Source organism: Luteolibacter rhizosphaerae (assembly GCF_025950095.1).
GTDB lineage: Bacteria > Verrucomicrobiota > Verrucomicrobiia > Verrucomicrobiales > Akkermansiaceae > Haloferula > Haloferula rhizosphaerae.
In genome coordinates this window covers 213379-226306 of record NZ_JAPDDR010000001.1, presented here as the reverse complement: position 1 = coordinate 226306, position 12928 = coordinate 213379, and the positions used below count along the sequence as shown (strand labels likewise).

General features: G+C 62.0%; 13 protein-coding genes and 2 tRNA genes. 8 read left to right on the top strand and 7 right to left on the bottom strand.

Going from position 1 to position 12928, the window contains the following annotated elements; genetic code table 11:
- The first annotated feature begins 15 nt into the window (after positions 1 to 15).
- From OJ996_RS00890 to OJ996_RS00880, 3 genes are all read left to right on the top strand, one after another.
- On the top strand, positions 16 to 1056 hold the full coding sequence (locus OJ996_RS00890; protein ID WP_264510195.1) for a BRcat domain-containing protein: 1041 nt from the start codon (positions 16 to 18) through the stop codon (positions 1054 to 1056).
- Positions 1057 to 1066: 10 nt separating this feature from the next.
- The gene (locus OJ996_RS00885; protein ID WP_264510193.1) at positions 1067 to 2443 is read left to right on the top strand and encodes a TonB-dependent receptor; all 1377 of its coding nucleotides are present in this window, start codon (positions 1067 to 1069) and stop codon (positions 2441 to 2443) included.
- 192 nt (positions 2444 to 2635) lie between these two features.
- Complete coding sequence (locus OJ996_RS00880; RefSeq protein WP_345783754.1) at positions 2636 to 3205, top strand: class I SAM-dependent methyltransferase; 570 nt, start codon at positions 2636 to 2638, stop codon at positions 3203 to 3205.
- 16 nt (positions 3206 to 3221) lie between these two features.
- On the opposite strand, the gene OJ996_RS00875 is transcribed toward OJ996_RS00880, so the two are convergent.
- A complete protein-coding gene (locus tag OJ996_RS00875; protein ID WP_264510189.1) occupies positions 3222 to 3551 on the bottom strand; it encodes a hypothetical protein in 330 nt (109 codons plus the stop codon).
- 202 nt (positions 3552 to 3753) lie between these two features.
- On the opposite strand from OJ996_RS00875, the gene OJ996_RS00870 reads away from it, so the two are divergent.
- The 3 genes from OJ996_RS00870 to OJ996_RS00860 all read left to right on the top strand — a co-directional run bounded on the left by OJ996_RS00870 (position 3754) and on the right by OJ996_RS00860 (position 4950).
- Positions 3754 to 3835 (top strand) — tRNA-Leu (locus OJ996_RS00870).
- Positions 3836 to 4087: 252 nt separating this feature from the next.
- Positions 4088 to 4294, top strand: a complete 207-nt coding sequence (locus OJ996_RS00865) for a hypothetical protein (protein ID WP_264510187.1) — start codon at positions 4088 to 4090, stop codon at positions 4292 to 4294.
- A 170-nt stretch (positions 4295 to 4464) separates the two neighbouring features.
- Complete coding sequence (locus OJ996_RS00860) at positions 4465 to 4950, top strand: hypothetical protein (RefSeq protein ID WP_264510185.1); 486 nt, start codon at positions 4465 to 4467, stop codon at positions 4948 to 4950.
- A gap of 22 nt (positions 4951 to 4972) precedes the next feature.
- Here the strand turns inward: OJ996_RS00860 and OJ996_RS00855 are convergent, their stop codons facing one another.
- On the bottom strand, positions 4973 to 6256 hold the full coding sequence (locus OJ996_RS00855; RefSeq protein ID WP_264510183.1) for an argininosuccinate synthase: 1284 nt from the start codon (positions 6254 to 6256) through the stop codon (positions 4973 to 4975).
- Between the two features lie 130 nt (positions 6257 to 6386).
- On the opposite strand from OJ996_RS00855, the gene lgt reads away from it, so the two are divergent.
- Positions 6387 to 7415 carry a prolipoprotein diacylglyceryl transferase gene (gene lgt / locus OJ996_RS00850; RefSeq protein WP_264510182.1) on the top strand — a complete coding sequence of 343 codons (1029 nt, stop codon included), beginning with the start codon at positions 6387 to 6389 and terminating at the stop codon, positions 7413 to 7415.
- Positions 7416 to 7486: 71 nt separating this feature from the next.
- Here the strand turns inward: lgt and OJ996_RS00845 are convergent, their stop codons facing one another.
- Positions 7487 to 8071, bottom strand: coding sequence for a LysM peptidoglycan-binding domain-containing protein (locus tag OJ996_RS00845; protein ID WP_264510179.1), 585 nt, complete (start codon positions 8069 to 8071; stop codon positions 7487 to 7489).
- A 179-nt stretch (positions 8072 to 8250) separates the two neighbouring features.
- Here OJ996_RS00845 and OJ996_RS00840 point away from each other — a divergent pair.
- Positions 8251 to 8323: transfer RNA gene (locus OJ996_RS00840), tRNA-Ala, on the top strand.
- A gap of 36 nt (positions 8324 to 8359) precedes the next feature.
- On the opposite strand, the gene OJ996_RS00835 is transcribed toward OJ996_RS00840, so the two are convergent.
- The 4 genes from OJ996_RS00835 to OJ996_RS00820 all read right to left on the bottom strand — a co-directional run bounded on the left by OJ996_RS00835 (position 8360) and on the right by OJ996_RS00820 (position 12791).
- Positions 8360 to 10222 carry an AsmA-like C-terminal region-containing protein gene (locus OJ996_RS00835; protein WP_264510177.1) on the bottom strand — a complete coding sequence of 621 codons (1863 nt, stop codon included), beginning with the start codon at positions 10220 to 10222 and terminating at the stop codon, positions 8360 to 8362.
- Positions 10223 to 10351: 129 nt separating this feature from the next.
- Positions 10352 to 11314: an NAD(P)/FAD-dependent oxidoreductase gene (locus OJ996_RS00830; RefSeq protein WP_264510175.1), complete on the bottom strand. Its 963-nt coding sequence runs from the start codon at positions 11312 to 11314 to the stop codon at positions 10352 to 10354.
- Between the two features lie 25 nt (positions 11315 to 11339).
- A complete protein-coding gene (locus OJ996_RS00825) occupies positions 11340 to 12059 on the bottom strand; it encodes a hypothetical protein (protein WP_264510173.1) in 720 nt (239 codons plus the stop codon).
- A 177-nt stretch (positions 12060 to 12236) separates the two neighbouring features.
- On the bottom strand, positions 12237 to 12791 hold the full coding sequence (locus tag OJ996_RS00820) for a hypothetical protein (RefSeq protein WP_264510171.1): 555 nt from the start codon (positions 12789 to 12791) through the stop codon (positions 12237 to 12239).
- Positions 12792 to 12928: the final 137 nt, after the last annotated feature.

Below are 12928 nucleotides of genomic sequence, written 5' to 3'. Positions count from 1 at the left end.
GCCCACTCTCCGGGCGTGGCGGAAATCGCAACTCCGAACCGGCGCTGGAACAGCTTCGTCTGCCCGACCTGCCGCTTTATCTTCCGCGTGGCACAGGATCACGACGGGCGGGGAGTGGTATGCCCGGGCTGCCGGGTGATGCTGCGCCTCCCGGCGGAGGATGCCCAACCCGGTCCGCTGATGCTGGAGCGGGAGGACGAGCACGATCACGAAGAGGCCGAGGAGGCGGCGAGCGAAAGCACGGGCAGCCATCTGACCACGATGGCCATCGCGGGCGGTACGGCCTTGGTCGCGCTGGGTATCTTCGCTTGGTGGATGATGCCTGAGCGCAGTGCCACCGGAAATGCCTCCCCGGGTGCGGAGATCCCCGCGATCGTCGTCGAAACCCCTGTCGCACCTGCCGCGAACACGAAGACGGATCTCGCCGAGATCGATGCCGTCACCAGAAGCTTTCTCGAAGCGGAAAGCATCGAGGAGTTGAAACCTTGGATCCGTGAGGCCGAGGCGACCTTTCCAAAAATTGCTCCCTGGCTGGGCGATGAGCCCTACCGTGCTCCGGGCTTCCGGGACTTGGGTGCCGACATCAAGTTCTTCACCCGCGACAAGCTGAACGCGGTCACCGTTCCGGTTCGCACCAGGAATCGCCAAGCCCAGGTGACGCTGGTCAAGGAGGCCGCCGGCTGGCGCGTGGACTGGGAGAGCTGGGCCGGCTGGTCGGAGATGAGTTGGGAGGAATTCCGCAGCGCGAAGCCGACCGAGCCGAAGCTCTTCCGAGTGAAGGTTTTCACGGCCGATTACTACAACTTCGGATTCAAGGACGAGCTGGAGTGGCGTTCCTACCGCCTCGACTCGGCGGACGGAGAAGACTCCCTGACCGGCTATGTAGAGCGGGGTGGCGACATCGACGTCCGGACGGACCCGCGCGAGGTGACGGACGGCAAGCGCATGCTGGTGAGGCTGAAGTTTCCCGCCGAGTCCCCTGCCGACAACCAAGTGCTCGTGGACAGCATTGTGGCGGAAGATTGGCTCGATAGCAGCTCTGCGCCGGATCCCTGAACGATTTGCGATGCCCACCACTTTTGACAAGGCACAGGAACTGAATCTCGATCCCGGGATCTACGGCACCTTCGCCGAGATCGGTGCGGGACAGGAAACCGCGAACTGGTTCTTCCGTGCCTCCGGCTCGGCAGGCATGGTGGCCAAGAGCATCTCCGCCTACGACATGACGATGAGCGATGCCATCTATGGCAAGTGCTCGCGCTATGTTTCCCGCGAGCGCCTGCGCCAGATGCTCGATCACGAGTTCGGCATCCTGCAGGAACGGCTGGGGCCGACGCGCTCGGAGAGCACCACCTTCTTCTCCTTCTGCAACACCGTCCGCGCCCGCGGCTATCAGGATACCGGCGAATGCCACGGCTGGCTCGGCCTGCGCTTCCAGCTCAAGCCGGGTGATCCACCCTCCGATATCTTCGTCCACATCCGCTTGCTTGATGCGACCAATGCGGAGCAGGCGGAAGCACTGGGCATCGTGGGCGTGAACCTGATCCACGCCGCCTTCCGCCACCGCGGTCACCTCGGCCTCTTCGTAAACTCGCTGGTGGAGAACCTGCGTCCTTACCGGGTGGAGTTGGACATGCTGAAATTCCACGGCCATGGCTACGGCTTCTTCGACAACCGGCTGTGCTCGCTGGCACTGGTGGAAGCAGGCCTGACCGAAGCGGCGATGTTCCTGCCGGACGGCGAGGTGGTGCAGGCGGCGGAAGCGCTCTACAAGCGGCCGATTCTCCTGCTGCGCGGCAGCTTCGATCCGGTGAGCCTGCTGCATCTCCAGATGCTCGAGCGCTCCCGCGAGGTCTTCAGCGATTCGCTCGCCGAGGGCGAGAGCGAGCGCACGATCGAACTCTGCGAGATCACGATGGCGAACTTGCTGCGCGGCAAGACCGTGGACCATGTCGATTTCATCGACCGCTGTGATGCACTGCAGGCCCTGGGGAAGACCGTGCTGGTTTCACGCTATCCGGAGTTCCACCGCATCGCCGGCTATCTCAGCCGCTACACCCAGCGTCCAGTGGGGATCGTGCTGAGCATCGGCCTGCTCAACGAACTCTTCAAAGCGAAGTGGGCGGAGAACCTCGCCGGCGGTCTGCTCGAATCGTTCGGGCGCCTATTCAAGAACCAGGTCACGCTCTACGTCTATCCATGGCGGAATCGCAAGACGGGCGAGATGGTGGATGCCAAGAGCTTCATCCCGCCGGAAGATTGCCGGAGCCTCTACCGCTACTTCCTGGAAACCGGACGCGTGCGTCCCGTGCCCGCCGGCAACGAGGAACTCATGCGCTACACCGGTCGCGATATCCGGTCGATGATCGGGGATGGCGACGAGGGCTGGAAGGATCTCGTGCCGAAGGTGGCGCACCGTGCCGCCATGCACCTCCACCCTTAAGACGAAGTACCGTTTCTTACTACCAGACTCTTCCCAAGCCCAACCGAAAGACTTCCAGCGGAGGAGGTGGAACTATCAGTGATATGAGTATTTCATAGTGCAAGTTGCACGATCAACCACATGATCGATTACTATGCCCGCCGGGCTTTTGAATATGAGAAAATCTACGCGAAGCCGGAGCGCTAGGACGACCTGAAGCTTCTCCGCGAGAAATGCCGCGACCTCTTCGCAGGGCGCGATCTGTTGGAGATCTCCTGCGGCACCGCTTGGTGGACCGAATGCTGCGCCGAAACGGCCCGCCACATCACCGCGACCGACATCAATCCCGAGGTCTTGGAAATCGCAGCGGCGAAGGAATGGAAGCACATCGTCCCGGATTTCAAGATCGCGGACTCAATGGACCTGCCCGATTTCGGCCGGGGCTTCGATGCGGGCTTCGCCGGCTTCTGGTGGTCACATGTTCCGCTCCGGAGACTGCCGGACTTCCTAACTGAATTTCATGCGCGGCTGCTTCCCGGTTCACGCGTGGCATTCATCGACAACCGTTATGTCGAGGGCAGCAGCACGCCGATCAGCCGCCACGACGCGAACGGCGATACCTGGCAAATACGGCAACTGGCCGATGGCAGCCACCATGAGATCCTGAAGAACTTCCCAACGGAGGCAGAACTCCGCGGCGTGCTCGCACCGCTGGCAAACGAGCTGGAGATTCACTCCAGCGACTACTTTTGGATCGCGGTCTACCGGACGCCGTTCGCCTGAGCAGCAGCAGCTTCCGTTAGATGGAGGACTTCAGCTTCTCGAACTGCGAACGCAGCGAGGCGAGTTCCTTCTCCTTCGCCTGAATCTCCGCATGCACGGCTGCAAGTTTGGCGATCACGCCGCCTGCACCGTTTGAAGATGTCTTGCCGATCTTAAAGGAAGATGCGCCACCGCCTCGCAACCATGTGGAGATGGTGAGTGCGGAGATTCCATACTTCTTTACCGCTGCGGTCTGTCCGCCTCTCCCCTGTTTGGAGTTCACGCTATCCACATAGCGGAGGATTTCCTCCTTCTCCTTCACGGAGTAGCGCCTGGCTTTGGACGGGTTCTTCTTACGACTTGCCATGCGCGGAATTCTAACACGCATTTTCACGGACGGAAGAGGGTTTTGTGTGAAGAACTAATGAATTGTCATCAACAACACAAGATTCCCTATCAGTCCGATCTGCCATCCATTTCTTATAAAAACTTTCTTCCGGGGTCCGCGGCGGATTTTGTTTCGCTCGAGCGGGGACTCCGTGTAGAAGCTTCCAGCGGTTCGCTCCCGTGCCGGGATGGCGGAATTGGTAGACGCACCTGATTTAGGTTCAGGCACCGAAAGGCGTGCAGGTTCGAGTCCTGTTCCCGGCACCTCCGCTTCCCGGGCGGAACTCCGAAGAAGAAGCCGAGTTGTTTCAAACGAAACCGAATGTTAGGCAAGGCATCCTCGTGCAATCCTTGCAGCGCTCGCTTGAATCCTCTTGCGGATAACATCACCAAAATTTACCTCCGGCTCCTAATCGAGCCATCCTCCCGTCGGCGAGAATAGGACTTGCATCGCGGCCTCTTATCGAGAGCCTGATATGCGCATTATTGCGACTCATCTCAACCTTACCCACCGCCATGAACGAACTGAAACAACGATTGAGCGCGCTCGGTCTCAGCCCGGAACAAGTGGATAGCGCTATCAACACGGTGGCAGACTTCGTGAAGTCGAAGCTCCCGCCCGAGTATGATGCGATGGTGGACTCCTTGCTTGCAGGACAAGCGCCCGACCTCTCCGCGCTCGGTGGTGGTCTGCTGGACAAAGTGAAGGGCATGTTCGGCTGAAACCGCTCAAGCAGACAGCCGCGAATTGCACCCGCAGCGGCGGTGATTTGCATGGAAGCCGGGCTTCGAGCAACCTTGTCCATCCCTTCGAGAAAGACCGCAAGAGTCTTTCCCTCAATATCTTGCGACACTCCGGAGATCCACGGCACGGTAGCCGCTGGCATCCCGGTATGAGCACTTTGAAAAAAGAAAGGGCGGTGGATGTGGACCCAATGCCCGCCTCGGATCAGAATGCGGATGTAGCAGGGACCACTTTCGGAGCGGCAGGCGGTGCCATCATCGGTGGCGTGGCAGGGTCGCTCGCCGGACCCGGCGGGACCGTCGTGGGGGCTCTAGCCGGAGCCGCCGCCGGTGGAGCAATCGGCAAACTGGTAGGTGCCGGTGGCTGGGCAGACAACGACAATTACTGGCGCGATCACTTCCACGAGCAAAGCTTCTACCGCGAAGGATCCAAGTATCGCGATTACGAAGACGCCTTCCGCTTCGGACACGAGCAGCGCGCCGACGCCGGGCATCTAAGCTTCGAGGAACACAGCTCAGCTCTCCAAGCGAGATGGGAGCAAGGCGGCCATCCGCTTGCATGGGACGAAGCCCGCCACGCGGCGAAGGCAGCTTGGGAGCGGCAAGGATCCGCCCGAGGGCAAGGGGGCAAATGAATGCCCCCCTTCCCTCTCCGGATCACTTCACCTGACGCGCGCTGGCCTTCAAGCGCAGGGCGTTCAGGGCGATGAAGCCGGTGGCATCATCCTGATTGTAGGCGGAGTCCTGGCCGCCCTCCATGGTGGCCACGGCTTCGGAATAGAGACTGTGCGGGCTCTTGCGACCGGCGTTCATCACATTGCCCTTGTAGAGCTTCACACGCACTTCACCGGAGACGGTCTGCTGCGTGTGGGTGACGAGAGCTTGGATCGCCTCGCGCTCCGGAGCGAACCAGAAGCCATTGTAGACGAGCTGGGCGTATTTCGGGATCAGGCCATCGCGGATAAACATGGCCTCGCGGTCCACGGTGAGCGCTTCCAAGTCGCGGTGAGCCGCGAGCAAGATGGTGCCGCCCGGGGTTTCATAGACACCACGGGACTTCATGCCGACGAAGCGATTCTCGACGATGTCCACCCGACCGACACCATTGCGGCCGCCGAGCAGGTTCAACACGCGCATCACGCCGTAAGGGGTGAGCAAGATGTAACCGTCCTGCTGGCCGGTGATCTTCACATCGCCGAGCTCGGCGATGATCGCATCAAGGTTATCGTGCTTGATGCCGACTGCATTGCCCTTGTCGAAAAGGATCTCCACGTATTCCGGTGTATCCGGAGCGTCTTCCGGAGCCACGGAAAGGACGTACATCTCACGGTCCGCCGGGGTGGTGGCGTCGTACCACGGATCCTCAAGCATTCCGGCTTCAAAGGAGATGTGGAGAAGATTGCGGTCCATCGAGTAGGGCTTCTTCATGGAAGCCTTGATCGGGATATTGTGAGCGTCCGCGTAGGCGATCATCTCGGTGCGGCCCGGGAACTGGGCACGGAAGGAGGCGTCACGCCACGGAGCGATGCACTTCACATTCGGTGCCAGAGAGGCGGCGGAGAGCTCGAAGCGGACCTGATCGTTGCCCTTGCCGGTGGCGCCGTGAGCGATGGCATCCGCGCCCTCGGCCAGCGCGACATCCAGCATGCCCTTCGCGATGCAGGGGCGGGCGATCGAGGTTCCCAGGAGGTAGCGGCCCTCGTAGATCGCACCGGCTTGGATCATCGGGAAGATATAGTTCGCGGCGAAGTCCTCCTTCAGATCGCCGATAAAGCACTTCGAGGCACCGGTGGTCAGGGCCTTCTGCTCCAGGCCATCCAATTCGTCGCCTTGGCCGACATCGGCACAATAAGCGATAATTTCAGCGTTGTACTTCTCCTTGAGCCAGAGAAGCAGCACGGAAGTATCTAGACCCCCGGAGTATGCGACGACGATTTTCATGGCGGGCGGGAGGACAGCATGGGGGCGTGGAGGGAGCAAGTAGCGAGTAGCAAGCAGCAAGGGAAAATGCCTCTTTCCGGTCGGCCCCTTGCTACTTGCTACTCGCTACTTGCTGCTCTGTAGTCCCCCCGTGTTTGCCACCTACGTGCACGACCTGAGCCCGGTGCTGGTCCGGTTCACCGATCAGATTCAACTACGCTGGTACGGGCTGGCCTACCTCGCCGCCTTCGTGGTGGGGGCCTGGCTGCTGAATGTCCTGTCCAAGCGGAAGCTGTGGGTGCTGCCGCCGGGCTCGGCGGGAGATTTCATCGCGGCGACGGCGATTTTCGGCGTTTTCGTGGGCGGTCGACTCGGCTATGTCCTCTTCTACTACGTGCCGAAGCATGGGTGGAGCTGGGTGACGGAGGATCCGCTGCTGGTGCTGAAGGTCTGGGAAGGCGGGATGGCGAGCCACGGGGGGATCCTGGGCCTGTTCATCTTCACCTGGTTCTACGCCCGCAAGAAGAAGGTGACCTGGCGAGGCCTGGGCGACGGGCTCTGCGTGGTATCACCACTGGGTCTGCTCTTCGGGCGGATGGCGAATTTCATCAACGGTGAACTCTACGGACGCCCGGCGGAAGGCGTGGCATGGGCCATGAAGTTTCCCCGCGCGCTGGTCGAGCAGGGCGGACCGGAGGGCGAGTCCTCGAAATTCGTCGAGGCGATGCAAGCCGCGGCCGATGCCTCCCCGGTGGTGGCGCAGGCCTACGAGCGCTGGGAGCAATCTCCCCGCGGAGCGGTGGACGACAACATCCTCTTCGAGCAGATGCTGGCGGTGCAGCGGGTGGATCCTGCGGTTTCAAAGGCGATCGAGCCCTTCCTGCTGCCACGCCACCCCTCCCAGCTCTACGAGGGCCTGCTGGAAGGAGTCGCCCTTTTCGCCATCCTCTGGTTCGTGCGCACCCGCTACCCGAACCTGCCGATCGGGGTGCTGACCGGGCTCTTCTTTGTCTTCTACGCCCTGTTCCGGATCTTCGCCGAGCAGTTCCGCGAGCCGGACTCCGCGATGATCGGGATTTTCACGCGTGGTCAGTTCCTCTCGCTGTTCATGATCGTGGTGGGACTGGGCTTCATTCTCGCGCCGAAGTTCATGAAGCCGCGGGCCCAAGCAACGGCCTGAGGTAGTGCAAAGAAAAAGGGGCACGGAAACCGCGCCCCTTCTTGGGAATCTGCTTGGTGTCGAGATCCGGATTACTTCGGGATCGAGAGCGATTGACCGGGACGGATGGTGGTGCCCTTCAGGCCATTCGCCTTCTGCACCGCGCTGGCGGTCGTGCCGTAACGCTTGGCGATCGCGTAAAGGCTGTCCCCGGAGCGCACGGTGTGGCGGGTCGACTTCGGCTTGGCCTTGGCGACGGCTTTCGGCTTCACCTTGGGCTTCACCACCACGGCCTTTTGCTTGGGCCTGGAGGAGGAAGCGGTGCTGGCAGCTTTCGGCTTCGGCCGCGTATTGGAAACGGTCGTGGAAGTGGTCTTCGGGCGATAAACCGTGGTTGTCCGGGTGGCAACCGGCTGGGGTGTCTCGTTCGCGGCGAGGACGGTGGGAGGCACCACCGGCACATCGGCGGCGGGACGGTCCGGCTGGGCCTCGACGATCTGCTGCGAACCCGAACGCCATTTCGAGGGGCTGTCCGCCCAAGCTTCCACGTAGTTCCCGCGGGCATCGAAAGGACCGGTGCCGCCGGGATTGCCCGCCGTGGACCCCCCGGTATTCGAGCACGAGGTCAGGACCGCGAAAAGGAAGGCGGCGGGGAGGTAAAGCCAACGCGACTGCATGAAAGACACTACGGAAATCCACCGGCCCTTGGCAAAGCCTGAATGTCTAGCAGGGTGATTTGGTCCGCGAGCCATGCAAGGAGCTTGATTCCGACCCGCTCGCCGGGCGTGCCGCGTCCGCATTTCCCCTTGATTCCGCGGCCCGCTCCTGTCACCGGTTTGGCCCGTCAGACGGAGAAGGGGCATTAGCTCAGTTGGTAGAGCGCTTCGTTCGCAATGAAGAGGTCAGGAGTTCGAATCTCCTATGCTCCACTTTTCCGATGATTGATTTGCGGGCAGAGCGCAGGCTTATTCGTGGCCGGCATCGTCGCGGTCGAACCACTTTAGTGGCACCTTGATCCCCTCCGCAAGAACCGCTCCGGTAATGCGGCCTGCTTCCTCGATCGTATCGACCGGCACGCCGACGGTGCTGGAGGCGGCATTCGATACGAGCTTCGCGGGACCCATCGGCTTAACGCGGATATCGTCGTAAGGGCCGCCGACTTCCATTTCCAGCAAGCGGCTGAGCGGCTTCGTGACAACGCCCGGGAGCCCGTTCAGTTTCCCGCGGGCGACGCCATCCACGCGTTCCCGGGCGAGATCCACGCGACCCTTCGCGCTGACCGTGAGAGTGCCGCCGGTCGCTTCGAAGCGCGGGACATCGATCACCTTGGAACGCGCGACGAAGTCGGCACTGAAGGTGCCGGTCTTGCCGCGTTCGATTCCGGGGATCATGGACGTGAAAAGATCGTAGGTTTGATCGAGCAAAGGCACATCGATCACAGGCGCATTGTCCAAGCGCATCTTGCCTTGGCCCTCGGCGGTCTTGCCATCCAAGTCGAGCTTGCCCTTGTAGCTGAAGGATAACACCCCGTTGCTATTGCCCTTGCGACCCGACACCGTCTTGATCGCGGCAAGCTTCAGGCCTTCACCGCTCACGCTCGCTCCGCTCAAGGTTCCATCTTGATAGCTGCCGCTCATCGCAAGCTTGCCACCAAAGAGCGAGGCGGAAGATCTGCGGATGCGCCATGACTTGCCATTGTAGGAAGCGGTGCCAGCGAGATTGCGAACCTCGATCCGGCGGCCTTCCAGCTGGAAGCTGGTCACGCCACCGGAGATGGCGAGACTCCCGATCTGCAAGGTCTGTCCCACCTTCATCGTGGCATCGCGCAGGTCGACGTAGGGGAAGACCTTGAAGGCCATCTTAGCGGGAACCTTGTCGGCGAACATCGGCACCTCCCTGGCGATGCTGAGGAGGTCGGCCTGGCCATCGAGACGCTTCAGGTTCCAGACTTTCTGCCCGGGCTGATAGCTGCCGGTGAAGTCATTGGTGTGATCCGCTTGGTCGGTGATGCTGCCTTCGAATTGAAAGGGTGAGGACTCCCAGTCATCACGGGTCACCTCGAAGTCCGCGACTCCGCGCGGCAATGCGAGATTCGCGGCGATGCTCGAAGTGCCGCTGCTGAGGGCGGCGCGGGCCTCCGCCGACTTCAGAGGCAGGCCCTGCCACACCACTTCGCCCCCGCGCCCGGAGAGATCCGCGTTCCACGCGATATCGTCCTTCACATCGACGAGGAAGCTGCCTCCAACCCGAAAGACTTCACCCTCCATCTTCAGGGCGGCGAGTGTCCCGCGCACGGCATCGAAGCGCGGCGTCCATTGACTCCTGTCTCCTCCGGGGACGACCCGGATGGTACCCTTCACTTCGACCAGCAGGCCATCCTTGCGCGCCTTGATCCGGTCCGCCCGAAGACCTTCGTCGGTAGTGACCAACTCCACCGTGACTTCATCCAAGCGGATCTCACCCTTCTCATCACGCAGCAAGAGCGGTGAGCGGTGCGAGGTGATCGCGAGGCCGTGCCCGCCGGTGAAGGGCACCTTGATCGAGAGATTGTCGGCCTCCAGTACCGGTGGCTGGCCCTCGCGGCCGAGCTTCACCTGCTCCATGGTAAGCCCCCTCCAGAGGTTCCAACTCGCCCCGGTCCGCTGCAGTGTCCAGCCGCGCTTGCTCAGGTTGGCGTCCATCCGCGACTCGATTGCGCTGCCGATGAAGGCCTGCCCGCAGAAGAGCGCGGCGATGATCAGCACCAGCAGCACGATCCCGAGCTTCTTGAGACGCGGCGAGAGCCGCGAAGGAGCTTCGGCTCGATCGTGAGGGGGCTGGCGGTCCATGGTGCCTTATCCCCTTGCATCGCCCATACCACTCCGGGATCCCTTGATAGAAAGAGCCTAGGCCACGACGCTGCTTGCAAAAGGCGGGTGTTCCAGCGATGGCGCGTTGCAGATTGCGAAACACCCGGCTCAGGCCAAGCCCGCGATATCGAAGCGCGGATCCAGCCCGGATTCCTCCGCCAGCCACGCGTCTAACATGCGCGCCACTCCGGGCGCATAGAGAGAGCCCTTCGAGCCGAGGCCGTTGAAGACCACGCGGCCATCCGCCAAGGGGCCTATCACCGGCTGGCTCTTCCGGATGATTGGGCGGATGCCGGCTTCATGATCGATCACTTCGAAATCCTCCCCACCCAACAAGCGCAGGATCTGCTCGATCCGCGCCCGGCCCTCCGCAGTGGGTTGGCCGTCCAGAGGTTCCCAGATGTAAGTAGAGCCGGACTTGAAGATCCCCTGCCCCAGCGGCACCAGCCATCCGCCGCCGCCCACGGTGATATGGTCCTGCGGCCAAGCGGCTTTCACGGTGAGGATCTCGCCCTGCGCGCAGCGATGTGCGCCCAAACGACCGGCGATCAGGCCCGCCGCTCCCTCGCAGAGCACCTCGGTGGCACCGGCCTGTGCCGGCTTCCGCAGCGGGGCGAAGTAATCGCGCGTGCGATCGCAGAACTCGCGGGTCGCGATTCGACCGCCGCCCTTCAAAATCACGGCGGCGCGCCAGCCGGGCACGTCTTCCTCGACGCGCTCGATCCACTCCGCCGCCGTATCGAGTTTGCCCGATACTTTCTTCCACTCCTTCTCACCGATCATGCGCCACACCGGCAGCGGGAAGTGGAGTTGCGCTCCGAGCTCGTCTTGGACCCGCGAGTAGAACGCGGTCGCCTCGGCTAGGAACTCACCGAACCATTGGCTCGGGCTGAAGTTCTGCCCGGTGACCGGATTGATCAGGCCGGCGGCCATCCGGGATGACGAGCCCTCACCGTCGTGATCGCTCCAGGTGAAATCGCGGCCGGAGAAATGCCGCCACCAGGCGAGGCTACAGCCTGCCAGCCCCATGCCGGTGATGTGGATCGTGCGCGCGATGCGCCGAGCATTCACCGCGCAGACCATGCTGGCAACCACTTCACCAGACCAGCACCACGGGCGGAACGATGATTTTCACCGGGGCACCACCGGTTTGCTCGCTCTCTTCCAGCGATGTCACCACGCCTCCCTCGAATTCGATCACGGTCTTGTTCTTCTCCTCTTGCGTCACGTGCGAGAGCTGGCGGAAGACCTGCCCGGAGATCGGATCGCGCACGTAGTTGAAGTGCGAGACCTGCTCGTAGTCCACATACTCCCATCGACCGCTTTCGCCCTTCTGGGTCTTCTTCGCCAGCTTCTTCACCGGTGCCCCGCGGGACTTCTCCACTTCCTCAGGAGTCATGCCGATCGCGAGTTGCTTCTCCTCGATCAGCTTCTGCACCTCGAGTTGGCGGCCGTGGAGCTTCTTCAGGTTTTCCACGAATTCCGGGTCCTTCGAGGCGAAGGCATGGGGGCTGACCCAGCCGGAGATTCCGTGGCGCTCGCCCTTGCCGCGCACCTTGTAGGCCTTCTCGGTCATCGCTTCGAGCGTCACGGTCTGGTCGGCGATCAGCACGCCCAGCTTGGTTTTACCGTTCTTGTCGGAGAAGACGTTCGATTCCTTGATCACGCGCAGCTCGATCGGAGCCTTAACGTGCTCCGCGAGGTGGACCACATCCGGATCGCGATCGATGAGAGTCCGGCGCTCGGGCCGCTTGCTCTGGGCAGCGGCGGGGAAGACGAGGGCGAGAAGCAGGGTGGAGACCAGCACGGCTTTCATGGCAGCTTATGGATAGCGTTTCAGGGCGCGGAGCGAAAGCCCTGCGATTGTAGGACGCAGCGGACTGCGCCTTATTCAGGGGAAAAAATCGCCGAGCGCCGCGGAGACGCGCTCCGGATGAACGAGGGACGGGGGGAGGCCGCCATCAGGTAATCCGCCGCGGTGCCCGCGCGGGTTTCAGATCTCGTCCTGCTTGATGATGACCGGCGGTGACGGCGGCACGATCTTGCCATCCACCAGCAGGGTTTTCTTCCCCGGTTTCTTCAGATCGAGGCTGATGTCGATCACGCGATCCTCGCCCTCCGCCTTCGAGTCGTCGTGGATCAAGCGGTAGATCCCCGGCTGAACATTCGGGACGATGTAGCGGAGGGTGTAGACTCGGATGGTTTCCACAGCACCGTCCGGCCCGTAGATCTCCTCCGGGGAAATCTGGATCTGATTGCCCTTCACCGCGAGTTCCCCGCCCACGGTCTTCGCCGCGTTCGTGTGCGCCGCGCCGTTCATTTCGACCCCGCGGATCACGAGGATCAGGCGCTGGTCAGCCCCGTAGCTGTAGTCCACCGCCATCTTTCCCCGCTCCGCCGTCGGGTCCTTGAACTCCACGATCGCACCGATCGCTTTCGGAGCAGGCAAGGGCTTCTCCTGGCCGAATGAGATTCCCGCCAAGGTCCCAAGGAGAAGGGCACCACGAAGCAAAGCGACGAGGGAGGAAGGCAGCATTTTCACAGCCATGTCAGAATGCTCGAATCGGATGACTCCTGCAATCCGGAGTTTGGCCATGACCGGAAATCGTCCTGAAATTGACCTATCTCGCCGGATCAGGAAGAATGCTCCGATTCCTCCGTATTCCGTGTGGCGCGAAAACCCAT